Consider the following 25,553-nt stretch of genomic DNA (forward strand, 5'->3'; position numbering starts at 1 on the left):
GCTTGCAGGGCTTTTTTAATGTTTTGCAGTACTGCTGTCACTTAATACCGCTTGTATAGCCGCTAGCATAGGTTGTGCTATTTGCTCGCTATAACCTGCTTGTGCATAGGTGATTTTGCCTTGTTTATCGATCACCATGGTATAGGGGAGGCCGGGCTTGTTGAGTGTGTTGTATAAGGCATGTTTTTTATCAAACACAAACTCCAGCTGCAGGCCTTTTTTCTCAAATTGTTTCACAAGTTTTTTGTATGTGCGTCTTGTTTGTCTGAGCGTGCCCTCTTCTCGGGTATTGACGACGATAATACGGATTTTATCTGTGCCCAGCTTACGTTGTAGTCCCTCTAGTAACGGCAATATTTTTTTGCAATACGGGCACCAAGAAGCCCAAAAAGTAACGACCGTTGGGGTATCAAGGCTACGAAAAACCGGTGTCCCTTGTTTGTTTAGGCCAATGATTTGTTCGTTGCTAAAGAGTGTTATTGCGGCTTGTGTGGAGGCTGTAAAGCACAGTACCCACAATAGCAAAAGGAATTTATTTAACATGTACTTTTATCCTGTTTATGCGCCGTGACAAAGAAGGCTTCGCCCTATTAATGAATAAACGTAATTTATTTGAAGAGATAACAGCCGTGACAGCTTCTAGCTCTAAAGGTTAAGCACATGCGCCTAAATTAAGTTGTATATACAAGAGTGCTGAAAGGGGTTTTGACCTTCAGCCATGGAGGTTGCTCGTCATTTTTGAACTTTGTATCTCCCCGAATCCTTAAACATATCACGCTAATTTTAATACTTTGCGATCAAAACCACGCTCAGCGCTAAGCATTTTGTGCGCAACCGTGTATATCCTTATTGGGAACTAAAAAGTAAACAACATGTAAAGGAAACAAAATGAAATCGATTTATCTAAGCGCCATCTCTTTGGCTGTTGGGTTAGGGTGTAGTCAGGCATACGCGCAAAGTTGTGATGGAGTAAATGCCTACCCAAATTGGCCACAACTGGATTGGCAGGGTAAACCAAGTCATGCCGATACGGGTGACAAAATGCAGCATGATAATAAGCTCTATCAGGCGAATTGGTGGACCAAATCTGAGCCCGGTAGCAATGCGGCATGGCAATACCTAGGGCGGTGCAGTGATGGCACGCAAGTATCCCCGATTGAAAAATATGGCCGTTTACAGGTGTGTGGTACAGGGCTGTGTAGTGAACACAACGCGCGCATTCAGCTGCGAGGCATGAGCAGCCATGGATTGCAGTGGTATGGGCTTGGTAAGTGTATGACGGATGTGAGCTTGGATGTTTTAGCGTATGACTGGCAGGCTGATATTGTGCGCTTGAGCTTGTATGTACAAGAAGGTGGTTACGAAAATGATCCAGCAGGGTTTACTGCGCAAATGAATACCTTAATTGATAAAGCCAGTCAGCGTGGGCTCTATGTTCTGGTGGATTGGCACCAACTCAATCCGGGCGATCCGAATTTTAATTTGGACTTAGCAAAACAGTTTTTCACCGACATTGTCACCAGCAATAAACATCGCAAAAATGTGATTTATGATATTGCCAACGAGCCAAATAAAGTCGAGTGGTCTCAGATCCGCCACTATGCAGAGCAGGTGATTCCGGTCATCAGAAATATTCAACCCGATGCATTGATTTTATTGGGGACACACGGTTGGTCTACATTTGGTGCGTCTTCGGGGGGCAGTGTTCAAGATGTACTCAATGACCCTGTGAAATTCGATAATATTATGTATACCTTCCATTTTTACGCGGCATCACACAAAGACTACTATCGTACCGTGCTCGACCAAGCGTCAGATGTTTTACCTGTGTTTGTCAGTGAGTGGGGCACGCAAAATTATGATGGCGATGGCCCCAATGACTTTGTCAGTGCGCAGCAATATATTGACTTGATGGCACGAAAGAAAATCAGTTGGACAAACTGGAATTACTCGGATGATTTTCGCAGTGGTGCCGTATTCAAGCGGGGTGCTTGTACAAATCAAAACTTTACTGACAGCCAGCTTAAAGAAGCGGGGGCTTGGGTAAAAGCACGGATCGGCGAAGGTCGATAAATAAAGTGGTTATAATTGGGCATATTTGCAAGGTGATGAAGACATCATAAATATGCCTTGTATCGTATCACTGTTATGAAAGTCATTTTACACGAGCACTGCACAAAATATCGTCTACATTTTTAGAGTAAAAAACCAAATTAAGGCGATATTTTCCCTTAATTAGGTATAGGAAAAAAGTTTTAGTTATTTATTTTAGTGTTTTCATTTATTTAACTAGAAAATAATGATTTTTTCTGTAAGAGTGTGAGCTGTAAATTATTTACAGTCGTATAAGTTGTGTTGAATAAAATATAGTGGTGCAGTGATGTTACAAGCAATTGCTCGATACGTATCTAGTCATATGACTACTGTTGTGTTACTACCGTGCTTACTGCTAGGAGCGGTGATTTTTTATGATGTATCTGTGTCGGCGAAGCGGATGAATGACGCTTATGATGCAGAATATAATGCGTTTTTAAGTCATGCCGTGCTGAGCGTGATCCATGAAACGCAAAAGGAGCGCGGGGCATCCGCGGGCTTTATAGGTTCAAAGGGAGCAAAGTTTAGAGACAACTTGCGCCAACAGCGCAATCAAACAGATAGGCTTTTAGCGTCTTTAAAAGAAAAACAAAAACACTGGGATTTGATGCCCGAAATGGCCAAAGAACTCGATGAGTTTGAGCGTAAGTTCAGCCGCCTAGCCACGGTGCGTGGGCAAGTTGACAACCTGTCTATCCCCCTTTCTGAAGCGCTTAAGTATTACACCGATATTAACCTCAAAGCGCTGCATATCGTGATCACCGCATCGCGATTAAGTAATGACCACACCATCGCCTCAGAGTTGGTGGCCATTTATAACTTTTCTAGTGCAAAAGAATCTGCGGGCATAGAGCGGGCGGTATTGTCGAACGTACTTAGCCGAGACAGCTTCACACCTGCGCTTAAAGAAAAATACGTGGCCTTGATAACCAAGCAAGAGGTCTATCTTGATGAGGCACTGGAGGCATCGCCGTTGGTCATGAAACGGATGTTCGAACAGGCATTAGATAACCCATCAATGCGTGAAGTTGAGCGATTTCGCCGAGGTGTAGCCGATAAAAACGCTGAGTTTGGACTCGATGCTGAGGCGTGGTTCAGGGCGGCAACGGATCGCATCAACATACTAAAAGAAGCAGAAGAAAAAGCGCTCAACTTGGTGGATGAAACAGCGATTAAAATTCAGCAGCAGGCGGTACTTGTATTGGTCATTGAGCTGATAATTTTGGTCGTCGGGCTGGTGGTTACCGCTGCGTTATTCTTTGCGATTCGACTGCGTCGTCGTCAATCGAGCATGATTGCTGAGGGCATTGATATCGCGCGCTTACATAAAAACTTGGGCCATGAGATAGATGTGATCTCCAAAGATGATTTAGGTAGTTCAGCCCTGAACATTAATAATTTAACGAAGCAATTTGAAGATGACTTGGTGGAGTTTGCCAGGGTATCAGCGCAGATTGCAGGCTCATCTCAAGAAACGGCAGCGGCTATCCAACAGAGCCAAGAAAACTTGATAAGTCAGCAGACGGGCATACAGACGATAGCTTCGGCATCTGAGCAAATGAGCGCCAATATTCAGGTGATTGCAAACTCCATGAATGAAAATGCCGCAGCGGCTAAAACCGTCACGCAGGAGTCTTTGCAAGGGCAGCAAGTGGTTGCGGATGCGGTGCAGGTTATTCAGCAGGCGTCCGATGACATGGCGCGCTCTGCAACCACTGTCGATGCGCTGAACGAGCGCGTGGGCAGCATTTCGTCTATGGTGGAGATGATCAAGAGTATCGCAGAGCAAACTAACTTATTGGCATTGAATGCCGCGATTGAGGCTGCTCGAGCGGGTGAGCAGGGCAGAGGTTTTGCGGTGGTTGCTGATGAGGTGCGCAGTTTGGCCAGCCGGACCCAAAAATCTACAGAAGAAATTTCCGCATTGGTTTCAGAGCTGCAAACGAGTTCATCTGAAGCATCGAGTGTGATCACCCAAGGCAAAGAGAATGCGTTGGAAGCGGCACAGCGGGCTGAGGCCATTAAGCAAGCACTCGAGCAAATCGTAGAGCAGGCGCAGCAAGTAGAACTCGTGACAGAATCCGTTTCAAGCAATACTCAGCAGCAAAGCAATGCCATTGACGAAGTGAGCCAGAATATCACCGCGATTTTCCAAAAGGCGACAGAAAATGTCACCGGTGCGGAACAGATCAGCGTGGCAGCGACTGACATTGCAAGTGCGGCCAAAGTCATGGACAAACTGATTGCGCAGTATTCGGTGAGTCAATCGGTGCGTTAACAAGAGATAGGGGAGAAATCCCCTATCCCAACACGAAAGTGATGATCGCATGGTGGGTTTTGCACGTAACAGGTTAAAAAAGTAAGTAGACATTCGTATGCAGCATGCCATCACGCCTAAAAAATTACTGAATAGCAAATGGACATCGGTCACCCCTATACACAAAGAAAAGCACTTTATTGTCACCAGTGTGGAGTTTGATGAGGAGGGGCGTGTCACCGAGTGCATTATCGAGGCGGTGATGACTCACCGCGAGCAAGATATAAATTGGCGCGACCTTAAAGACCCCACAGCGTGGAAAATGGGCTGGAAGTAATCAGCCGACTACGTTGCTTTGTGTGCGACAAATTCACCTTTTCCCACTGGTATTAGGGCCGTGGTGTAGTGTGGGCTTTGGCTAAGGTAGTGCATAAAGTCCTTAAGCTCTTGAGGGTGAGATGTTGCATTGTCACAAACAATGATGCCTCCAGGCACAAGTAATTGTTCAATATTGGCGATTATATCCATATAAATGGCGCGATCTGCATCGAAAAATACTAAGTCATAGCGGGTCTCTAATTGTTTTAATGTCGTTGATATATCGCCAAGCACACTGTGGATTTGTACATCGAGGTTCGCTTTTTCGAAGTTACTACGGGCTTGTTGGTGCTTGTGCTCATGCCCTTCGATGGTGGTAATGTGGCCATTAAAGGGCAGTGCGCTGGCCATCCACAGTGTAGAGTAACCATTCGATGTGCCCAGCTCTAGAATACGCCGCGTATTACTGGCTTTGATTAAAAAAGCCAAAAACTCGCCGGTATCATGGGTGATATTGAGGTATTTAGACTGTTTATTTGACGCTTTAGCATCATTTTCTTCTCCAAGTTTAGCAAGCTCTGATAATAACTGTGTTAAGTGGTTATTTAGCATAGTGTCACTCCTTGTGAGTTAAACAATTAGGGCGCTGTTTTTAACGATCACGTACGCGCCGAGCAACGTCAGCGCTGAGTAAAAAATTCGCTGAAACAAGGCCACGGAAATGCGCTTTCGCAACTTTGCCCCCAGATACATACATATTGTTGCTGGTAATAGCGCGACAACCGATAAGGCACTGGTGGTTGGCGTCAAAACCCCCTGCCAGATCAAGCCAATACTGAGTCCGAGTGACGAACATGTGAATAAAATTCCCATGGCTTGAATGAGTTTTTCTTTGGGTAGCCCAATGGCCTGTAAATAAAATACACCGGGCACGGCTGAAGACCCTGTTAAACCGGTGAACACACCATTGCACACACCGAGTAGCATCCCAGCACGCGGTTGCCAAGATACACGAATATGTGGCTTAAACTTTAGAATGCCTAGGCTGCCATAGCAGATCAACAAAACGCCCAAAAGGAGTGACATATATGCCTGCTCAATGAATTGCGTTAACAGGCAGCCTAGTGCGACTGAAATGGTCGCAAAAAAGAAGAAGAGCCGCTGTGTTTGCCACAAAGTACGCCAGTACTGGCCACTGATTGCTTGCACGATATTAGTGATAAAAGCAGGTAGCGCGACCAGCGCCATTGCCGGGTGGATCCCAATGATGGCAGTCAGCAGGCCCAGTACAATGGGGGGGAGGCCGAGCCCCACCACCCCTTTTACCAACCCTGCAAACCCAAACACGCCTAAAATAATGGCGATGGTGAAGTTGGTATACTCCATTAAGCGCTCTCTAGTGCATTTTCAGGATAGCGTGCCTCGACTCCCTGTGTTGCAAACAGCTTTAAGGCAGCAAGTACATCATTAAGTTCTTCTTCATTGAGTACTTCGGGTTTATTTGCAGCGAATTGCTCGACCAAGGCGAGAATATCTTGCTTGCGGTTCTCGATATAAACATCGGTTTGTTGATATTCAAAATGGGTTGCACCTTCTAGTAGCGCATCCATTTTTTTGTTGTTTTTCACAAACTCGATATCGAATTCACCCAATTGCATGAGGACGTAGCGACTGGGTTTACCCAGTTCCATTGCGTTGGCAAAGCGATGTTTTAGCTTGGAGGGGATCTGAAACACTTCGCCAAGTGGTACATGGTATACTTGATGTCTATCTGGCAGTTCAATGTTTATGGCACCTTTAGCGCAATAAATCATGTCGGATACAGATTGGTGAAAATGGTAGGGAACAGCTCTATGATCTAAATTAAATAAGCTGACGCGAATGCCATTTTCATAGTAAAACTCTTTCATTTCCATTGTTTGCTCCTTGTCGTGCGGTTAGGCTTGGACCTTATCTTGATCTGTGCGCGAGTGTTGTGACGTCGTATGTTGATAAATATGGTCGCCCCAGTCATGGGCGACACTCTGGGCTGCTTCTACAAATGCAGCTGCAAAGTTTCGCTCGTTTTGCCAATAGCGAGTGAGTACACCAAAAGATGATAAGTAGGGCGATACTTGCACTTGCTGGGTATTCGGATCAATCCGCATAGCGCGGTAGGACTCATGCCCCTGTAACTGAATACCACCGGTTTGGTAATTTTGTTCGGTGTGAGGACGCAACTCCCCTCGTGCGACAAGCGATTTAACTAAGCTGTCTGGATGGTGCGCGAGTTTAAAGCTTTGTCCAGCTGCCAATATAAGGCCATCTGCATGGAGTTGCTTTTGGGGTTGCCCGAAAGTAACGACCATGTCTGTTTTAGTCACTTTTATCGCATCCTTGTGCTCATAACCGAGCTGACAGCTGGATAATATGCCAGCTTCAAACAACACGATCAATTTTTGTGCATTGAGCAGCGGAATGGGCACGGCTGTGCGGATAAAATGCGTATCGAGTTCACTGTCATACCGCTGCTTTTCATCTGCGTTCAAATAGCGATAAAACTTCATTCGTCTGACTCGTAACAGCACAGTGTGGATCAATGCGTTGTCGCGAGGCATCGCAGCATCGTATTTAAGCTTTTCTAGTGCCGAGCTAAAAGGTGGGTGAGCGACGTCATGCCAACCAATCGCCCCATCTGAAGCAGCTTTGAGCTCTTTATCAATGAGTAGCAATATGTCATCCAACGTGAGGCGCTTTCCCTGTTTTAGCTCTAAATCGAAGAACGTCTCCTCTGTCAGGTATTTGAATTGGTGTTCAATGCGCTTGTCACGTACCGCGGGGAAGAAACCGCAGCGACTGAGTGCATGGATCTTAAGCTTGGATGTGCGTTTATCGGTAATAAATGCGGTGACATCACCTTGCGCATTATGACTAAATTGTCCTGACTCCACCAATGATAAGATGGCGTCAATTCCGCTTGGCCCCATACCTTTAATGCAAATTTGTTTCGTTGTTTCTGCATCTCGTTGCAGCTGTTTTGACAGCCAAGTGTTTAGTCTTGAATACGGATAGGGCGAGGTAAGTACACGGTCATCAAATTGGCTTTGTTTTAAGCTATTCCAATGGCCTGTCGCTAGCAAAACTTTGTCGAATACTTTGGTGGTTGCATTCAAACTCGCTGACTGGCGAAAATGTAGTGCAAATCCCTCGTCTGTTGATTGGCCATCAAGTACCTGGCAGTCATTGAAATGACTCAGCCGCATGCCATTCTCCTCAGCGACAAGACAGTACTGCGTGAATCGAGCTTTGAGGTATAGTCCAAATAGTGCTCGTGGGTAAAAGGCTTCTTGGTCGGGTTGCCAGAGCATGACATCTTTTAGTTCTGGGTGAGTCACTTGAATGAGGTTCGGTACTTGCTTGGCCAACTCCACCCGGCGCTCACATAGCCAGTCATAAAAGTCATTATCAAATAGCGCCATCATGTAAGTCTGGTTGTTACATAAGTGCGTGGGGAGTAGTTCTTCTTTGCAATATGGGTGACCGGGTCCATTGTCTTGACGCTGCTCTATGGTGACCACTTCAATATTGCGACAGTCTAGTTTAGATGCAATGAGTTGCTTCACTAAGTGCACCAATGCTGCTGTCCCAGAAAATCCAGTTCCCACGATGCAAAACTTAGTTATGTTTTTACTTTGCATGGTTAAATTTCCTTTTACTGACCCAGCCGAGCTGGGCCATACCTCACTATAGGCTTTCGAGCGCCTGCCTGATACGGCTGGCAGCTTCTTCAAGAGTTGCCTTAGTTCGACCGCAGTTCATACGAATAAAGTGACGCAGTTGCTCACATCCTTCGGCGAAGTGCATACCGCCAATAGAAGCTACTTTGGCTTTTTCTAAGATAAAGGCTTGTGCGGTGTCAAACCCTGCTGCTGTAATTTTGTCTCCATAATGTGATAAGTCGACAAAAATGAAGAAGCCACCTTGTGGTACTGGCGCAATGACACCTTCTATGGCATTGAGTAGATCCGTATAGTTTTGCAAATTTGCTCTTGAATCTATGGCACGTTGATGCGCAATGTCATCCATATAGGCCTGCATAGCTTCATTCGTCGCCACCTGTGCGTAGGTGGCTGCAAATGAGTTTAGGTTAACCTGTACGCGCGCCATCATAGATACTAATTTAGCTGGCGCACAAATATAGCCAGCTCGGTCGCCGTGCATGCCATATGTTTTGCCTGGGCCTGTGACAATCGTCGTACAGTCTCTTAGTGCATACTGAGTATGATCTTTGTCGGTAAATGTATAGGCAGAAATGGTATCTGGGCCGTCTAAAATATGGGATTCATAGGGGCAATCAAACAACACTTGGATCGCTGGTAGATCGCGTTTGGCACGCTCAATATTATGTTTGGCAATGACATCGGCCAATTTACACTGTTCTTTATATGAGTAAATTTTGCCCGAGGGATTGACGCAATCGCCTAGAATAATCATTTTAGTTTGATCGGTAATGGCTGCTTCTAGCTGTGCAGGTTGCAGACCTTGTTGATAAAAATCATCAACGAATACTGGGACCATCATTGCATCGTGCAATGCGAGCATATCGGCGTAGTGAGGCCAGTTCGGCAATGGAACAATCACTTCGTCTTTTGGGTCGAGTAGGGTATGAAACGTGACCGTAATGGCGCCTTTGATACCGCCTGGTGTCACCATGACTTCATCAGCAGGTGAATATCTTAAACCGCGCAAGCGAAATACTCGGTCGCTGATTGACTCGCGTAAAAATGCAAACCCAGTAACTGGCGCAAATTCATGAATGGCTCTCGCATCATTTTTAATGAAATTGATCACCGCGTCGTCAATTCGTGTGTCGGCCATGTCGTCTAGCGTGCCAATGCTAAGGTCGATCACTTGCTGCTCAGAATTGGCGTTGATACTGGCTATTTTGGCTTTCGTCCCATGGGTTATTGAATCTCTAAGCGCAAGCGAGGTTTGAGAAAATACTGAGTTATGCATAAGCCTCTCCCTGCTCTTGGGCCTCTAATCGCAACGTTTTTTCATACATTGCTTCCCACATCTCTTCTTGCACTTTGAGCATTTCGTTGGCACCAAACATAATTTCATTAAGGTCGCTCTGTGATTGACAATTATTGATGACACATTGGCGGGCATCTTCGGCGTGACGCTCTTCCACTCCATTGTCTACATGTGCATTAAAATAGATTTCGACCTTGCTTAAGTACTGCTCTTTGTCGAGGTGTTCACGGGTTAAACGAAACCCTTCTCTAAAGGCTGTGAGCATATGATCAGCATGGGTCTCAAGCGCCATAGCAACCCCCAGCATTCGCTGGTAACTATTTGAAATAAGTGATGTTACTCGTTCTCTATAGGCCAGCGTTTCAGGTAAAATATAACGGCTATTCTTTGCATCGACGACCTTTAATGGGTGTAAGTCAAACTCCATACCGCCAAATAAATTTAATGCATTTTCCATGAATACTTCGTGACAGTGAGCTTTATTTCCCATGCCTGTCTCTTCGCCAAGAATATAAGAAAACAAAATTAAGGTATCCATGTCGTTGACTTCTGCTGCTCTTGCACAAACATGCGCAATTCCTTTTACCGTTAACTCAGTGCGATAAAAGAAATTGGCTCTAAATAATGCATAACTTTCAGGGCTCCACTTATTTTCTGCTAAATGTAAAAAGTATTTGTTTTTAAATATTTTATGATTTTCTAATGCGGTTAAAAACGCATCGAGTTCAGCTTTTTGACTCATGTTATTTGCAGACATATGTAATTCCTTTTTGGTTATTCAAGTTTTTTAAATGGACAGCTGGTAATGCAAAAGGATTGCTGTTTACAGAGTATTTGATCGATAATTAAGATCAAAGTATTAGACCTATGTCTAGGTATAATCCATGTTCCAGATAAGGGTATGGTTATGTTATTGAGGTTGATTGTTATTCTTATTTGGTTTGTGAGGTAATTTAAATGACGGTTTTAGGCTTTTATTTTACTAAATTTGATATCTAGTTGTTTAATATAGTTTTGATAGGAAAAGTAAACTTATTAACTATAGTGAATTATTTTACTATTTTTAAAGGTAACAGGTTGTTACTAATTTTGCTGGGTAATAAGCTATTATTTTTTATAAAAAAAAGAAATATAAGTTAGAGAACGGTGAGGGAGCTTTGTCTCTTTTTTGTTGCAAGTGGTCTAACCATCATGTAGTGAATAAATATTTTTATTTTTTCAACTTTAACCGATAGCAAGGTGCGATTTTATATTTTAGGCGAAAGGGTTTTTTAAAAGGCACGACAACATATTGAAAATGTATGGCAATTTGAGGCTGTTATACCTTAGTGCTCGTTTTCATGATGCCGTTTTTTGTATTGGCTAGGTGTGAGCTTGGTATGTTTTTTAAAGGCAGTATAAAATGCAGATTTAGAGTTGAAGCCCACTGTCATGGCAACATCAAGGATTGTCTTATCTGTTGTTTGTAAATATTCTTGCGCGGCTATCACACGGTATTTATTGACCAAGTCAAAAAAGCGAATTCCTAGCGTTTCGTTCAACGTTTGCGATATATAGTTGGGTGATGTGTGGATATGTGCTGCGAGCTTTGGCAATGATAAAGCTGCATCAAGGTAAAGTAGGTCGCTCGCCATGGCCTGCTCTATTTTTTTTGCAATGTTGGCTGCTTGATCTGTACTCAGTGCGCTGCGTTGATATTTTTGTTCCTTGTTACCTGTTTCTTCACTGGCTGCGGCGGACTGGAGCGCGTTGGTATCTGTATTAGGTGATGAGTTATAAAGCTCTGCGAATCCTGGTTTTTGTCTTAGTCCCCAAAGGGCGAGGCTATATACCACCACAAAAACCATCCATGCATTCAACCGTACATCATAATCTATCGGGCTAAAAAGGTTGTCGATAACCAAGTTTACTGCGGCAAATATCCAAGTCCCACCTACGATAATCAGTAGCCAGTTTAACCAATGGAGTTCTTTTTGTTCGGTTGAAGCAAACACATCTCGAAGTTGTGTGCGGTAAATTCTCAGTCTGATAACAATTTTGAAAGCGTACCAAGCAGACTGTAATACCCAGCCCAAAACACACAAGAATGCGGATATCAGTAAGCCATAAATGATATTGCGGATAAGGTTAGGTGCTTGTTCAACAACATTGAGCTCTTCTGTTACTAATATTGCGTGCAAATATTGTGTTGGTAAGCACAGCGCGACTAATGCAATCAAACCGCCAAAAATCGCGGGGACAAAATGCCGGATATCCTTGGCTTCAAGCTGCCAGAGTACTTGGGAGGTTAGTCCTTTAGTATATAGCCATAAACAAGGCGCAATTAACAGTAGTGCTGGTAATGACAGCACCAGACTGAGCACTTGAAACTGAGGTATGAACTGCTGAATTGATGGCATACAAATGATCATGCCAATCGACATTAAGCACAGCGCCAAAAGCCAATACATTTGCTTGCCATGTGCGCGTAAAACCAGTTGATGGGTGCTAAAGAGGATGATGCACAGCGTCGCAATATTGAGAGAAAAAAGAATCGGCTGGTCACTCATCAGTTGGCTCCATGATTTTAGTTTTATACTAAAAGTAAGTTTTAATTTCAATATGTTAGTGCTTTTAAAGGCAGTTGTTTTGTGTGCTTTTTAGATGAAAAACGTCCTTGCCAATAAGACAGGACGAGACCTTTTTTGGTTTGCGACATAGTAGATGCTCGATTTAGCAAATCCAAAAGAGAGTAACCAATGGCAGCACAAATTCAGCATACTAAACAGGTGATTAAATTCAACTGGCCCGTGGTGAGCGGGTTATTACTAATAACAGCGATACCTGGCGTTCCAGCTATTTTTATTATTGCCTTAGTTTTATTGGGCAGTGGCGCAGTGGCGGGAGTTTCGGATGTTATCAATGCGCAGTATTTTGCAACTCCAGCGGCGATATTAACGCATGCATCGGCTGGAGTGATCTTCTTTTTGACAATGCCCTGGCAGTTTTCACCTCGCTTGAGAGTATGTCGGCCGAGGCTGCATAAAGTGGGAGGTCGATTGGCTGTCGTGTCTGGTTGCGTCATGGCTATTTCAGGCGTATGGATGCATTTGATGTTGACACCCAATGAATTAGGAGGGCGTTTTGTGTCGCTGTTGATTATGAGTGTGGCGATTTGTGGTGCTTTTTGTACTGCCATAGGACATGTAATAAAAGGACGTGTTGTACAGCATAAAAAATGGATGATAAGGGCCGTAGCCCTTGCTTTAGCAGCTATCACCCCTTTAATTACAGGCGCTTTGTTACAGCTTATATTTGGCGCTTGGGCAGGGGTTTACGAAACGCTATTGGCATTTCACCATAGCTATGACCGACTCATTGCCATGGTAATTAATTTAACCATTGTGGAAATGGTTATGAGGCAAACGAGTATGGCTCAACCCGGTTCGCCAGCTTTATCTGAGTAGTTTTGTTGAAAATGATGAGGTATGAATATTTATTATCAAAAATAAATTGAAACTGATTTGATTGTAAAAGCCCTTATCAAGAAAAATGTTACTGGTAACCTTAACCAGTATGGCCCATGGTAACGAAGATAAACGCAAAGGGGTAAGCATGAAAAAGACCGTTTTAATTACAGGTTCCACTGATGGGATCGGGCTTGCAACCGCAAGGACATTCTTATCGATGGGGCACCGAGTGCTATTACATGGACGCAGTCAGAGTAAACTAGACTCGGTGTACAGTGAATTGTCAGAGCAGTTTGGCCAAGAGTTACTGTTTCGTTATCGCGCCGATCTATCCATTGCGCAGGAGTTGAGATCACTTGTTGCAGCAGTGCGTCGAGATCACGATAGCTTGGATGTCCTGATCAATAACGCGGGTGTTTTTAATATCGCACAAACTGTGTCGGCAGATAATCTAGATATACGCTTTATGGTCAATACGATTGCGCCGTTTATTTTAACTGAGCAATTGCTTGAGCTGCTTAACCGGCAAGGCCGAGTTGTTAACCTTTCTTCTGCAGCGCAAGCCCCCTTTAGTGTATCTGAATTAACACAGCCAAGTGGGTTATCCGATGGCGCGGTATATGCAAAAAGTAAGTTAGCACTTACTATGTGGTCTGGCTCGCTCGGTGAGAAATATAAGCACAGTGGGCCCATGATAGTGGCGGTGAACCCAAAGTCATTTTTGGGCAGTAAAATGGTGCATGAAGCTTATGGTATGCAAGGAAGTAACGTGCAACAAGGCGCTGATATTTTAGTTGAGGCAGCGCTTTCAGATGCGTTTGCACAAGCTGGAGGTTTATATTTCGACAATGATATTGGGCAATTTAGTGCGCCACATAGCGCCGCGTCAGACTCAGAGTTAGCGGATGAACTCATGACGACACTGGCATCGTTATCGGCGCAATTAAACTAAAAAGGCTATTCCCAATAAGGTACATCACCAATGTAAGCCTTGAGATAGTCAATAAAAACCCGCACTTTGGGTGCCAATAAGCGTGAATTAGGGTAGACGGCCCAAAGTGCAGTATCGTTGACCAAAGGTGTATCTTTGAGTACTTGAACAAGCTTTCCTTCTTGCAGAGCTTGATAAGCACACCACATAGAACACAGAGTTATACCCATCCCACGAATACAGGCATCTCTTATTGCTTCTCCATTATCAATTTGTAGGCCACTGTTCGGTTTAAATTTTATGTTGCCTTGTGAATTGGCAAACACCCAATGATCTATGCCGGTTAAATTGATGATAGGGTGGGATTGCAACTCTTCTGGTGAATGTGGCATACCATGTTTAGCGATATAATCAGGCGCGGCGCATAGAATACGCGTATCGCTGGCGAGCTTGCTGGCAACTAAACTGGAGTCACTGAGCGCAGCATTACGTATGGCTATATCGAATCCGCCCTCGACCATGTCTACGATGGTATCACTCAAGCGCAGATCAATCTTTAACTCGGGGTAGAGCTGTGTGAACTCTGCCAGTGCTGGCACAATGTGCATGCGCCCGAAAGAAGCGGGAGCAGTGATCCGCAAGGTTCCTTGTGGGGTATGACTACCGGCGCCAATGGCCGCTTTGGCGCTCTCGATATTTTCTAAAACGGACTCAGCATGAGGTAGAAATACGAGCCCTTCTTCTGTTAAAGAGACCTTGCGAGTTGTTCTGTATAACAGTTTAGTACCCAGTGTTTCTTCGAGTTTATTGATATGGGCACTGGCAACGGCTGCGGATAAGCCCAGCTCCTTTCCGGCTAAACTAATATTGTGTGTAGCCGCAATGCGGGTAAATAGCTTTAAATGTGCGATATTCATTATCAATAAAATCTTAAAACTGATTGTAATTATGTAGATATTATCAAAATTATAGTTAAAAAATATACTAAATCCATTCAAACGATGAGGATTTAATTATGAAAGCTATGACAATTAATTCATTTGGTAGCAGCGACGTTTTTGTTGAATCAGAGGTAGCAAAACCTCAAGTAACCTCCGGCCATGTACTGATAAAAGTAATGGCGAGCAGTGTAAACACTGTAGACACGATGATCCGCGAAATGGGTCCTGCGTTACCGCTCTCTCCTGCTTTGCCTGCCATTTTGGGTATGGACTTTGCTGGCATTGTTGAGTCTGTTGGAGTGGACGTAGACGGCTTTCAAGTAGGAGATGAAGTTTACGGTTGCGCAGGAGGTCTGGCGGATCTTCAAGGAGCGCTTGCACAGTACATGGTAGCTGACGCTAAACTCATTGCACATAAACCTAAGCGTTTAAACATGGCACAAGCTGCGGCTTTACCTCTGGTAGGTATCACCGCATACGAAGGCTTGCAGCGTGCGGGCATCTCAAGTGGACAAAAGGTATTAGTGCATGGCGGAGCAGGCGGTGTGGGTCATATTGCATTGCAGTTGGCGAAGCATTTTGGCGCAGAAGTATATGCCACGGGTAGCAAAGATACACAACTCGAGTTGATAAAGCAGCTCGGTGCCACACCGGTTAATTACCAAACTGAGTCGGTTACTGACTATGTGGCGACACACACCGACGGTGCGGGATTTGATTTGGTGTATGATTCCGTTGGTGGTACCAACTTATTAAACTCTTTTGAAGCAGCTGCACTCAATGGCCAAGTCGCCACGACCGTATCATTGGCGGAGATTGATTTGTCTGTTGCGCATTTTAAAGGTTTATCTTTGCACGTGGTATTTATGCTTATCCCAATGTTGCATAACGTGAAACGCGAAGAACACCATCAAGTTCTCGCTGCAATGACAGATATTGTGGATTCTGGAAACTTAACTCCTGTACTGGATAGCAGCACATTTTCGTTTACTGAAATAGCTAAAGCACACGACAGACTGGCCAGTGGTCAAGCGATGGGAAAAGTGGTTGTCAGTAATCAGTGGTAATGGGCTGCGAACAAAGGAAAGAAACACAGATAATGTTGCAAAGATTAAAATAGGTGCGCTTTTTGGGCACTGCCGCTATTATAAATTTATGATTCTAAGTTTATGAGTTGTCAGTGTCTTTTTACTTGTTATCACTATTATTGATTTTTGCGTTATTTGGGGTCGCTTCCACTTATTTGCTGCGCTTTATGTATTGTTACTGGATCAAAAAAAGATTGGTCTTGAAATATTTGGGGCTCGCGGGGCTGTGCGTAGTATGTGTTGTACCACTGGTTGCACTGAACTATTTTCTGGCTGGGTAAATGGACAGTAGCGAGCGTGCTACTGTCTTTTTGCTTATTTGAGCACGATGGATTGGCAGGTACTGCTGATACACAAGGCTTGTATAGGTAAGACGGGTTCACACATATCACTGGCGATTGCGTCTCTATTTCTGGCTTTCTCTTCAGCTGTAATACGCTGTGCTGCGCGCTCTACTTGCACTTCATCCACATTGCGAGAAGAATACACCAAATATTTGCTTGGCCCGCCACATGTCAATCGTTCGCCGACGGCTATGACCTTACACTGAAAGCTTGCATCACAGCCTTTGTCCGCAATGAGTTGATCGAGAGGCCCTTCTTCATTAGGCTCAACCTGCTGCTCTGTGTCTGTGTAAGTGGCTTCACACCCAGCTAAAAGCGTAAGTGTTATGCCAAAGATCGTACCGGCCTTTCGCTTCATCGATAGTCCCTAGTTGGTGATTTGTTTGTGCCCTCTAGTTTAACACAAGTATTTTCAATACATTGTGTTGCCGGTTGACGTAAGTGTTCGCAAATACTGATCATGCCTGTTTTGGCGTTATACTGTGACTCGGCATGAGTTAACTTTTTAGCCAATTCATAGACTTTTTTGTGGTCAGCCGTTTTAGTTGAAAACACTAAGTAACTAGAGGGTCCACCGCAAGCTCTGCTCCCTACCGGAATTGCCTGACATTGACTGCTGCTATCACAGCTTTTGTCTTTGGTAATGAACTTCAAGTAAGCGAATTGATTTTTCAGTGTTGCTTCATCAATTGCGCCTTGATCGTACTTGGCTATTGGTTCCGCTTTGGTGGCCATTGAAGCTGGAAGAGGCTTACTGAGTCCAGCATCATGGCGAGTGGCGGACTTAGTTTGCAAAGTTGCAGGTGCCTTTGTTTTTTTGACTTCTTTGGTTTGCTGTTGTGGCTTTTCCGGTTGCGCAGGCTCTGGGCCAGCTTCCGTACTTGAACATCCTGATATTATTACTAGGCTAGCTAGTGTTAGCTTAAGTGCGTTCATAATCTATCCTGTTTTTTTATTCACAGTGTGCCGCGCTTTTTGTTTAGATACAAGTGAAAGCGCGTGAGGGTAAGTGAACTGACCCTGGGTAAAATCTACACAATTAACTTTGAATTGTTAAGTTGGCCACTGCTCACCTTTATTGCAGCTGAATAGCCTCAAGTGAGCAGTTCAATTGTGCAGTTGCAGTTCACACCCTCCATAAGATTAGAGCGCTTTTAACTTACAAACCACCCTCGGTGAGCTTTTGCGGGTCAAGTAGAGTTTTTAGCTCATCTTCGCTCAGGTCCGTGTGCTCAGCTGCCACTTCAATGATAGGGCGTCCTTCCTTATATGCCAACTTGGCGATCGCTGCCGCTTTTTCATATCCGATCACAGGATTAAGGGCTGTCACTAAAATTGGATTACGTGACAATGCCTGCTGGATGCTTTGCTCATTCACCTTAAATGTCGCGATTGCTTTATCTGCCACCAATCGCGATATGTTTGCGAGTAACTCAATACTTTGCAAAATATTGAAAGCAATAACGGGTAGCATCACGTTTAGTTCAAAGTTACCAGACTGCCCACCAACAGTAATGGTCGCATCATTACCAATGACTTGCGCACTTACCATTGCTGCGGCTTCTGGGATCACAGGGTTTACTTTTCCAGGCATGATAGATGAACCTGGTTGTAGCGCCTGTAGCTCAATTTCAGATAAACCCGCCAGTGGGCCCGAGTTCATCCAACGCAAGTCATTGGCGATTTTCATATTCGCGACTGCTAACGTTTTTAATTGGCCTGATAATGCGACAATGGCATCCTGTGAGCCAATATTGTAGAAAAAGTTTTGGCTTGGGCTGAAGCGAATGCCGACATTGCTACTGAGATATGTATTGAACGTGGCTGCAAATTGTTTATCAGCATTGACGCCTGTGCCCACAGCTGTACCACCTTGGCCCAACTGATACACTTTATCAAGTGCCGCCAAAATGCCTTCATAGGCAGAATCGATCTGTTGTTGCCAGCTGCTTAGGGTTTGTGCAAAAGTTACTGGCATGGCATCCATTAAGTGAGTACGCCCCGTTTTGACATGATGGCCCACTTCTTTGCTCTTTCTCTCGATTGCTTGAGATAGGTGCTTCAATGCAGGAAGGAGTTCATATACGGCTGATGTCGCACTACTTACGTGAATAGCTGTTGGGATAACATCATTAGAGCTTTGCCCCATATTAACGTCATCATTGGGATGAATAGTTAAGCCACTTTGCTGACTTGCAAGTGTTGCTATCACTTCATTGGCATTCATATTGGAGCTGGTGCCAGATCCTGTTTGGAATACATCAACAGGAAATTGATCAAGGTGTTCACCATCAATGAGCGCTTGGCAGGCTGTTGTAATGGCTTTTGCTTTCTCTTTGTCTAAGTGGCCAAGTTCTGCGTTTGCTTCAGCAGCAGCTTGCTTGATATAGGCAAGCGCGCGAATAAAGCTAACGGGCATGGTTAGTCCACTGACGGGAAAGTTATTCACGGCACGTTGCGTCTGTGCTTGGTATAGTGCTGTTTCAGGTACTTCTAAAGTGCCCATGCTATCAGATGCGGTACGGTAAGTGGTCATACTGACTCCTAATTAAAGGGATTAAATTCGTGACTAATGATCCGCGCTTCTCGCTCTAGGCGGTAAAATGGTGCCATGGAACGATGTTGTTTTTTGTAAAATCGCTTTAATGCGAGAAGGGGCTTGTGAAGTTGCTCAAAGCATTGCTGTCTAAAGCTTTGGTGGACCAAAGGGTCGGCAATGTGGTTGAGCAACTCAAAAAAGACACGTCGTAGATAGAGTTCTTGTAATAACACGCAGGGTTTTCGTTCATACCATTTGGCTAAGTTAAAACCGTCCTCAATAAATTGTGCCACATGAACAGGAGCATCAAGATGAGGTCTTTGGCATTGTGTATCTAAGCGGGGCTGAAACTGGCAAAGGACTTGAGGTGTAACCATAGCGCATTATATTTTAGTGTAACGATAATTATTATCATTACACTAAAATAGGAGATTAGCAACCCTTGCTCTAGGGATTGTATTGACGTAATAGCTACCTAGTTGTAGCCAAGAATGAACTGTTCGGTGGTTTGCTCTTTCTCTTGTTCTTTACTGCTTAATAAGTCTGCCACCTCTTGTTGGTAATTTGGTTCTGATTCAGGGGGGTTGGGCTCAGGGATATGACCTAAACTTAAGTTGGGCATATGTGTGACTTTGGAACATTTCATTTTGGTATCTCCAATTAGGGTATTTGAACGGGCTATACTTAAGTACTTATAGCCAATACACATTTTTTTGCATACCATATACCAAAATTTTTTTCTCTTTATTAATCAGTACAGTAATTAAATTTAACTGATTAAAGTTTGCAATATTCAAAGAAAGTTGCATCAATTAGGCGCGTAATTGATCAATTTAGGTGCAAAATGACAAAACCTTTCTCCCAAGCCTGTGAAAATAATAAAGATCCCATATTGCAAAAGTTAGCCCCGTTTCTTGCTGATGCGTCCCAAGTATTGGAAATTGGTTCTGGTACGGGGCAGCATGCTGTGCATTTTGCAAAAGCGCAGCCGACTTTAATTTGGCAGACTTCGGACTTGCGGCACAATCACGGTGGTATTGTGAGCTGGTGTGAAGAAGCAAACCTGACCAACTTGAGATTACCGTTGGAGCTGGATCTGAATAATGAAAGCTGGCCCCTTGATAATATTCCTGTGATATACACCGCTAATACATTACATATTGTATCTGCCAAGCTGGTTGAACAGTTCTTTAAAGGTGTCGCTGCACATATAGCCGAAAAGGGTAAGTTAGCCATTTATGGACCTTTTAATTATCGTGGGAATTTTACCTCACCCAGTAATGCCGAATTTGATGCGTTTTTAAAAATGCGCGATCCGCACAGTGGTATTAGAGACTTTGAATGGATTTGTGAGCTTGCCCAAAAAGCGGGTTTGGCATTGGTGCATGATCACGCAATGCCGGCAAATAATCGCTTATTGCTCTTTAAACGGTAACAGCGATTGACACTGTTGAAAGTAGTGGGCAAGTTGGTTGCGTTCCGTCGTGATAAATTCGGCGACAGCTTGTTTAAACAAGGGGTGTGTTAGAGTATGGAATGAATGAGTGTAAATCGGCTCGAAACCGCGGAGCAGCTTATGCTCTCCTTGCGCACCTGCATCAAATCGCTGTAAGCCGTGCTCGATGGCTCTTTCTATTCCTTGGTAGTAACACAGCTCAAAGTGCAAGTGCTCGTTGTGTTCAAGTGCGCCCCAGTAGCGCCCGTATAATGTATTGCCATCTTGCAAGTACAGACTGGCCGCAATAAAACCACTGTCTGGGTGGTTTTCGTCGCTTCGGTATGCGCAGCACAACGCAGTATTGTCTGGTAAATTTGCAAAGAGCAAGGTGAAAAACTGCTGAGTTAAGTAACCGTTGTGTCCAGAACGCTTGCGGTAGGTTTGGCAATAGCACAGGTAAAACTGGTAGATTACATCAGGCGTTATTTGTTCTTTATTTATCCATCTGACTTGAATATCTGATTTGCTGATCTGTGCACGTTCTTTTTTAATCATTTTGCGTTTTCGTGCTTTCATGGTGTCTAAAAACGCATCGAAATTTGCGTAATTGCGGTTGTGCCAATGAAATTGGACACCGTGGCGTTCTATTAGCTCTCCTTTGGGCCAGCTCTGAGACATTGGCTCAAAGTTAATATGCAGGCCTGACCACGCATGCGCCGTTGCTGCTTGATCGAGCGTATCCAAAATATATTGGTGTAGGGCGTCCGAAGGAGATTGACACAGCAACCTTGGCCCAACAACGGGTGTGAATGGCACGGCACTAATCCATTTTGGATAATATTCAAGGTTGTGGCGTTCATAGGCTTCAGCCCATGCCCAATCAAACACGTACTCTCCATAAGAATGGCTTTTTATGTAACCCGGCAGGACTGCGATAGGGTGTTGTTGATGTTTGCTGTATATCACTAAGTGGTGTGGCTGCCAGCCAGTGTGCTTTCCAACAGATTGGCTTTGTTCTAAAGCATGGAGCCATTCGTAACTGGTAAACAGGGTATCGCCAGCTAAGCGCTGCCAATCCGCTTTAGATACTTGAGATACAGCGTTAATAAACCTATGTTCAAATGCTTGATTACTTAACATGACTGTCCAAAAAAGCGGTTAATTGCGCGATCATTCCTGTGTAATCTGGGTTGAAGGTTGCCCGTGCAAGCGGTGTATATGCGGCTTTATTTTCAGCATGATGCTCACCAAAAGTGATATTTTTCGCGCTCTTACATGCAGCGTACGCATTGTTATCCTCAAAATAACTACCACAGTGGCGGTAGTGACCAGTTTCGCCGTAGTAAGGATGCTCTGGGGGTAATAAGAGCCCCACATGTGACATATCTTTGATCTTTTCTAATTGACTGACTTGTGTCAAAGCGATGTGGTCGCTCACAGCCACCTGATTGTTGGCATAGAGTCTGAGCGCTATCTCGGTGCGGTGGTTTTCAGCCCAACGGCTAAGTAACTTTAGCGTTGCTTGGCTATCTATGGTGGCGTCGACATCACTCATAATAGCCAAAATTGGCAGGTCACTGGGCACCTGGATGTTCATCATCTCGATCATCACGTTATGCACAAGCGCTGCCGCAGCTAACGGAAAAGATTCATACTTGGCAAAGTCTAAGTCGGCATCTTTATCTAGCCAATCAACAAATGGCAGCCAATCAACCCACTGAGCTAGCCAACTGTTTTTATTGTGAGACTCTGTTGCGGGTGCAACTAAAACGAGTGCGGCGAGGTTTTTTGGCCGTGACTTTGAGACTTCGATAGTTGCAAGGGCTGCCCCCGTTGAAAAGCCCATTATGGCAAATTGCTTAAAATCTGCGGCGGTACGCTGTACGGCATATTGCACATGTTGTTGCCAATCCTGATTGCTAACGTGACGCAGATCATCAGCCGCCGTACCGTGGCCCGGTAAAAGTAGGGTTCTTACATTAAAACCTTGTTGATATAAGTCATGTGCTACGGTGTTGAATATATACGGGGAGTCAGTCAGGCCGTGAATAAGCAAAATGGCTTTGTCATTGTTGGTTTGCTTAAGTTCATAGGGGGCAAGGTGATCAACGACTTTAGTTGTTTTACCTTGGATCTGAGTTAAATGTGGGAGTGGGCAAGGTAAGTCTGCGCGTTTATTACGAGCTTGAATTAAAGCTTTGCTGCTTTCAATATAGTGAGTAAAAGCTAAGTCATTACTCACTGAAATTGTTGCACTACCCACGTCGTTGGCGATACGGTATTCACCAGATTGTTTGCCATCAACAAACTGCTGAAGATTTGCTGGCAAGGTCGTACAATCGTGTGCTGCTACACCGATTGTGCAAAGTACTGAGATTAACCCGATGAATTTTTTGAGCATAGTTTTGCGTAATGATCTAAACATGCACCTAGCTTATCGCGATCAAGGGGTTTTGCAAGATGGCCATTAAAACCAATTGCAATGGCATATGCCTTGTCTTCAGGCATGACATCCGCAGTTAGTGCCACGATTGGTAAGGTATCGTGATCATATGTTTGCCGTAAAGTTGAAGTCGCTTGATAGCCATCTAGCACTGGCATTTGGCAATCCATTAGAATGAGATCAAACTGGCTTTCTTGCACTCGCGCAACGGCTTGCTGGCCATTGCTCACCAGTTGGTAGGTAACCTCAAATGACGCTAGCATAGACTTGATCACAATTTGATTCACTGGGTTATCTTCCGCAACTAAGATGTTGAGGTTTTTGATCTGTGCTAAGTCATAATGCTGTGATGGTGTGTTTGAGGCATCGCCAAAAGGGCAGCGCAGACTAAAACAAAACTGACTGCCTACATTAGGCGTACTTTCAACCGTGAGGCTACCAGACATTAGGTCGCTTAACTCTTTGCAAATTGTCAGCCCTAGCCCTGTTCCGCCAAAGCGTCGAGAGGTTGAGCTGTCAGCTTGAGAAAATGGTGCGAAGACTTGCTCTAGTTGATTCGTTTCAATCCCTATCCCTGTATCTACCACTGTAAACTGGACGCGGTAGTCTGCGGCACTTTCGGATATTTCGCAGTGCAAGGAAACTTGGCCAGACTCTGTAAATTTGATTGCGTTGCTGCATAGGTTGATAAGTATTTGCTCAATCCTCAGTTCATCTCCTTTTAACCACAGTGCATGCTCCACATTGGTGTGCAATTTCCAATTTAGGCCTTTTTCAGCGGCACTGACAGCAAAAAGGCTGTCTAACCTTTTGAGCAACTCTTGAAGATTAAAACTGTGTTGTTCAATTTGGAGTTTGTTGGACTCAATTTTTGTGATGTCGAGGATATCATTCACCAGATCGAGCAGGGTTTTGGCTGCCATATTGATGTTGTCGATATAGCCTTGGAGTGTGCTTGGAGACTCAGTCGTGCGCGTCAACGAAGCAAACCCAATCACGGCATTGAGCGGTGTGCGTATTTCATGGCTCATGTTAGCAAGAAAGCGACTTTTAGCTTGGTTGGCTTGTTGTGCATCTTGTAGCGCTAAGTTTAACGACTCAGTACGCTGCGCCACGAGGTGATTGAGCGCGTTGTTTTGATAGTTGTAAAGCAGCACGATAAAGGTAATAAGTGCGCAAATACTGAGTTGCAAAGTGAGCAGCCAGATCGTTTGCTGGTGGTTAAGTTCGCTAATATAGCTGTCTTTTATTGCCAGAGTGAGCCGCCACATTTGTCCAGCAAATTGGATCTGAGTGGAGTAGTGCGTATTCGTACTATAGGGCCGCAGTTGGGCGTTGTGGTTACTATAAAATGGCGTGTCGCTATTACCATCAAAAAAGGCCAAATCGTAATTGCTGGCGAGCGTTGTTTTTAAGACTGAGTTTAACAGCACATCCGTTTGCACAACTCCGATTGCGTACCCTGTTATGGCGGCATGGCTGTCTTGCTGGATATTACTTTGCTCAAAGACGGGAGAAAATAACACATAAGCAGACTTAGCAGGTGTCGTTTGGATGAGCTTTACGATATTAGTGGCACGTGGTTGTAAAATTATTTCAGGATCTTCTAGCGCGACTTTACGGTTAGCTCGCGAGTAGATATTAAACCCCAACGAAGAGAAATTCTCTGCCTGCGGAGAGACATATTTTACTATCACCAAGGGATCAGTAGGAGACAGCGGAGCACCTTGAATACTAACTTCGTTACGGTACAACTTATCGAGCTCGGCCTGCACTTGCTGTGCCTGCGACTGATGCGCTCTTTGCCCCCAAGAGAGCGCAAATAAGAACGGATAGCGTTGCCTTTGCTGTTCAGCGATTTGATTGAATTGTGCATGGTTAAATTCAGGTAGCGACTGCAATTTTGCCGCCATACCTTGTACAGCAAGCATGCTGAGGTTAACGTGGCGAAGTACCAAGTTTTCAATAATGTTGATCTCGCGCTGCGCTTCTCGTTTTGCTGCATTTAAGTTGCCTAAATTGTATAGGTAAGTGGTTGCGGTCACTGACATAAATAAAATTGCACAGGTAGCAAACATAATCCGCTTATGCTGATAAGGCCGCTTGGTAAATACCGTGATGTTCAGCAACATCAGTAGCAGTGGTGTGAAGATCAAAATGCCGAGGCTATCACCTAGCCACCAGGCAATCACGTTTTGCCAGTGTTGTGAAAATGCATATAGAGGGTTAAAAAGGCTCAGTGACAACATGCCGATATTGGCTGATACAAGGTTGACCGAAATACCAACTAACAATACGTAATAAGCAATGTATTTTCGAGAGCGCATCAACAGTGGATCGCCAAGCCATAAACGCATCAAGTAACCACCGATCAGTCCTTGTAGAAGCGCACCAAACGCGACAATCATGACTTGTAATACTTCGCCATAATTATTCAGTGGTGATTGTAAGCCAAAATAAGTGGTCCAATTAAACAGTACAGAGGCACAGAATATTGCGGGGGCAAATCGCCAACCCCATAAAAAGCAGCCAACTAAAGCAATGCCTGCTGGCAACCATATTGGTAATACTTGATCTTGAAAGGCAAATAGCGTGAAGAGCTTTCCGAATCCAAAATAGCCCAAAGTAAGCAGTGCATAAGCGGCTATATTATGTATTGGCGAGCGAAACTGAACTTGCATGAATTAATTGCCTT

24 protein-coding genes are annotated in these 25,553 nt (G+C 44.4%); 7 read left to right on the plus strand and 17 right to left on the minus strand.

Annotated features, from left to right (window positions below; genetic code table 11):
• Positions 1–15: 15 nt before the first annotated feature.
• Complete coding sequence (locus N480_RS08430) at positions 16–543, minus strand: TlpA disulfide reductase family protein (RefSeq protein WP_063372071.1); 528 nt, start codon at positions 541–543, stop codon at positions 16–18.
• Positions 544–888: 345 nt separating this feature from the next.
• On the opposite strand from N480_RS08430, the gene N480_RS08435 reads away from it, so the two are divergent.
• The 3 genes from N480_RS08435 (at position 889) to N480_RS08445 (ending at position 4,688) form a co-directional block, all read left to right on the plus strand.
• Positions 889–2,073: a cellulase family glycosylhydrolase gene (locus N480_RS08435; protein ID WP_063372072.1), complete on the plus strand. Its 1,185-nt coding sequence runs from the start codon at positions 889–891 to the stop codon at positions 2,071–2,073.
• 307 nt (positions 2,074–2,380) lie between these two features.
• On the plus strand, positions 2,381–4,372 hold the full coding sequence (locus N480_RS08440; protein ID WP_063372073.1) for a methyl-accepting chemotaxis protein: 1,992 nt from the start codon (positions 2,381–2,383) through the stop codon (positions 4,370–4,372).
• A gap of 97 nt (positions 4,373–4,469) precedes the next feature.
• Positions 4,470–4,688 (plus strand): TIGR02450 family Trp-rich protein, encoded by a 219-nt coding sequence (locus tag N480_RS08445; protein ID WP_063372074.1) that lies wholly within the window; start codon positions 4,470–4,472, stop codon positions 4,686–4,688.
• 8 nt (positions 4,689–4,696) lie between these two features.
• On the opposite strand, the gene N480_RS08450 is transcribed toward N480_RS08445, so the two are convergent.
• From N480_RS08450 to N480_RS08480, 7 genes are all read right to left on the minus strand, one after another.
• A complete protein-coding gene (locus tag N480_RS08450; protein WP_063372075.1) occupies positions 4,697–5,281 on the minus strand; it encodes an O-methyltransferase in 585 nt (194 codons plus the stop codon).
• Between the two features lie 18 nt (positions 5,282–5,299).
• Positions 5,300–6,055, minus strand: coding sequence for a sulfite exporter TauE/SafE family protein (locus N480_RS08455; protein ID WP_063372076.1), 756 nt, complete (start codon positions 6,053–6,055; stop codon positions 5,300–5,302).
• Positions 6,055–6,585 carry a cupin domain-containing protein gene (locus N480_RS08460; protein WP_063372077.1) on the minus strand — a complete coding sequence of 177 codons (531 nt, stop codon included), beginning with the start codon at positions 6,583–6,585 and terminating at the stop codon, positions 6,055–6,057. Before N480_RS08460 ends, N480_RS08455 begins: the two co-directional genes overlap by 1 nt.
• Before the next feature lie 21 nt (positions 6,586–6,606).
• The gene (locus N480_RS08465; protein WP_063372078.1) at positions 6,607–8,346 is read right to left on the minus strand and encodes an FAD/NAD(P)-binding protein; all 1,740 of its coding nucleotides are present in this window, start codon (positions 8,344–8,346) and stop codon (positions 6,607–6,609) included.
• A 46-nt stretch (positions 8,347–8,392) separates the two neighbouring features.
• Entirely contained in the window at positions 8,393–9,664 is a 1,272-nt protein-coding gene (locus tag N480_RS08470) for a pyridoxal phosphate-dependent aminotransferase (RefSeq protein WP_063372079.1), read from the minus strand.
• Positions 9,657–10,442 (minus strand): iron-containing redox enzyme family protein, encoded by a 786-nt coding sequence (locus N480_RS08475; protein ID WP_063372080.1) that lies wholly within the window; start codon positions 10,440–10,442, stop codon positions 9,657–9,659. The genes N480_RS08470 and N480_RS08475 overlap by 8 nt, the downstream gene beginning before the upstream one ends.
• A gap of 568 nt (positions 10,443–11,010) precedes the next feature.
• Complete coding sequence (locus N480_RS08480) at positions 11,011–12,234, minus strand: helix-turn-helix domain-containing protein (RefSeq protein ID WP_063372081.1); 1,224 nt, start codon at positions 12,232–12,234, stop codon at positions 11,011–11,013.
• 189 nt (positions 12,235–12,423) lie between these two features.
• Between N480_RS08480 and N480_RS08485 the strand changes: the two genes are divergently transcribed.
• Together N480_RS08485 and N480_RS08490 are read left to right on the plus strand one after the other, a co-directional pair.
• Positions 12,424–13,131 carry a DUF2306 domain-containing protein gene (locus N480_RS08485; protein WP_063372082.1) on the plus strand — a complete coding sequence of 236 codons (708 nt, stop codon included), beginning with the start codon at positions 12,424–12,426 and terminating at the stop codon, positions 13,129–13,131.
• 148 nt (positions 13,132–13,279) lie between these two features.
• On the plus strand, positions 13,280–14,086 hold the full coding sequence (locus tag N480_RS08490) for an SDR family NAD(P)-dependent oxidoreductase (RefSeq protein ID WP_063372143.1): 807 nt from the start codon (positions 13,280–13,282) through the stop codon (positions 14,084–14,086).
• A gap of 5 nt (positions 14,087–14,091) precedes the next feature.
• Here N480_RS08490 and N480_RS08495 read toward each other — a convergent pair whose 3' ends face one another.
• On the minus strand, positions 14,092–14,982 hold the full coding sequence (locus N480_RS08495; RefSeq protein WP_063372083.1) for a LysR family transcriptional regulator: 891 nt from the start codon (positions 14,980–14,982) through the stop codon (positions 14,092–14,094).
• 98 nt (positions 14,983–15,080) lie between these two features.
• Here N480_RS08495 and N480_RS08500 point away from each other — a divergent pair, with 98 nt between their 5' ends.
• Positions 15,081–16,073, plus strand: a complete 993-nt coding sequence (locus N480_RS08500) for a zinc-dependent alcohol dehydrogenase family protein (RefSeq protein WP_063372084.1) — start codon at positions 15,081–15,083, stop codon at positions 16,071–16,073.
• Between the two features lie 336 nt (positions 16,074–16,409).
• Here N480_RS08500 and N480_RS08505 read toward each other — a convergent pair whose 3' ends face one another.
• From N480_RS08505 to N480_RS25285, 5 genes are all read right to left on the minus strand, one after another.
• Complete coding sequence (locus tag N480_RS08505; RefSeq protein ID WP_063372085.1) at positions 16,410–16,796, minus strand: hypothetical protein; 387 nt, start codon at positions 16,794–16,796, stop codon at positions 16,410–16,412.
• Positions 16,793–17,374 carry a hypothetical protein gene (locus N480_RS08510; protein WP_081231799.1) on the minus strand — a complete coding sequence of 194 codons (582 nt, stop codon included), beginning with the start codon at positions 17,372–17,374 and terminating at the stop codon, positions 16,793–16,795. The genes N480_RS08505 and N480_RS08510 overlap by 4 nt, the downstream gene beginning before the upstream one ends.
• A 223-nt stretch (positions 17,375–17,597) precedes the next feature.
• On the minus strand, positions 17,598–18,974 hold the full coding sequence (locus N480_RS08515; protein WP_063372086.1) for a class II fumarate hydratase: 1,377 nt from the start codon (positions 18,972–18,974) through the stop codon (positions 17,598–17,600).
• Between the two features lie 8 nt (positions 18,975–18,982).
• Positions 18,983–19,354 (minus strand): hypothetical protein, encoded by a 372-nt coding sequence (locus N480_RS08520; protein WP_231101537.1) that lies wholly within the window; start codon positions 19,352–19,354, stop codon positions 18,983–18,985.
• A 98-nt stretch (positions 19,355–19,452) separates the two neighbouring features.
• A complete protein-coding gene (locus N480_RS25285; protein WP_155732797.1) occupies positions 19,453–19,623 on the minus strand; it encodes a hypothetical protein in 171 nt (56 codons plus the stop codon).
• A 198-nt stretch (positions 19,624–19,821) separates the two neighbouring features.
• Here N480_RS25285 and N480_RS08525 point away from each other — a divergent pair, with 198 nt between their 5' ends.
• A complete protein-coding gene (locus N480_RS08525; RefSeq protein WP_063372087.1) occupies positions 19,822–20,412 on the plus strand; it encodes a DUF938 domain-containing protein in 591 nt (196 codons plus the stop codon).
• On the opposite strand, the gene N480_RS08530 is transcribed toward N480_RS08525, so the two are convergent.
• From N480_RS08530 to N480_RS08540, 3 genes are read right to left on the minus strand one after another with little or no spacing between them, the layout of a single operon-like run.
• The gene (locus tag N480_RS08530) at positions 20,392–21,555 is read right to left on the minus strand and encodes a GNAT family N-acetyltransferase (protein WP_063372088.1); all 1,164 of its coding nucleotides are present in this window, start codon (positions 21,553–21,555) and stop codon (positions 20,392–20,394) included. The two genes, N480_RS08525 and N480_RS08530, sit on opposite strands and share 21 nt — an antisense overlap.
• Entirely contained in the window at positions 21,545–22,816 is a 1,272-nt protein-coding gene (locus N480_RS08535) for an alpha/beta hydrolase (RefSeq protein ID WP_063372089.1), read from the minus strand. The genes N480_RS08530 and N480_RS08535 overlap by 11 nt, the downstream gene beginning before the upstream one ends.
• Entirely contained in the window at positions 22,792–25,539 is a 2,748-nt protein-coding gene (locus N480_RS08540; RefSeq protein ID WP_063372090.1) for an ATP-binding protein, read from the minus strand. The genes N480_RS08535 and N480_RS08540 overlap by 25 nt, the downstream gene beginning before the upstream one ends.
• Positions 25,540–25,553: the final 14 nt, after the last annotated feature.

It is taken from the genome of Pseudoalteromonas luteoviolacea S2607 (assembly GCF_001625575.1).
In the GTDB taxonomy this organism is placed as follows: domain Bacteria; phylum Pseudomonadota; class Gammaproteobacteria; order Enterobacterales; family Alteromonadaceae; genus Pseudoalteromonas; species Pseudoalteromonas luteoviolacea_E.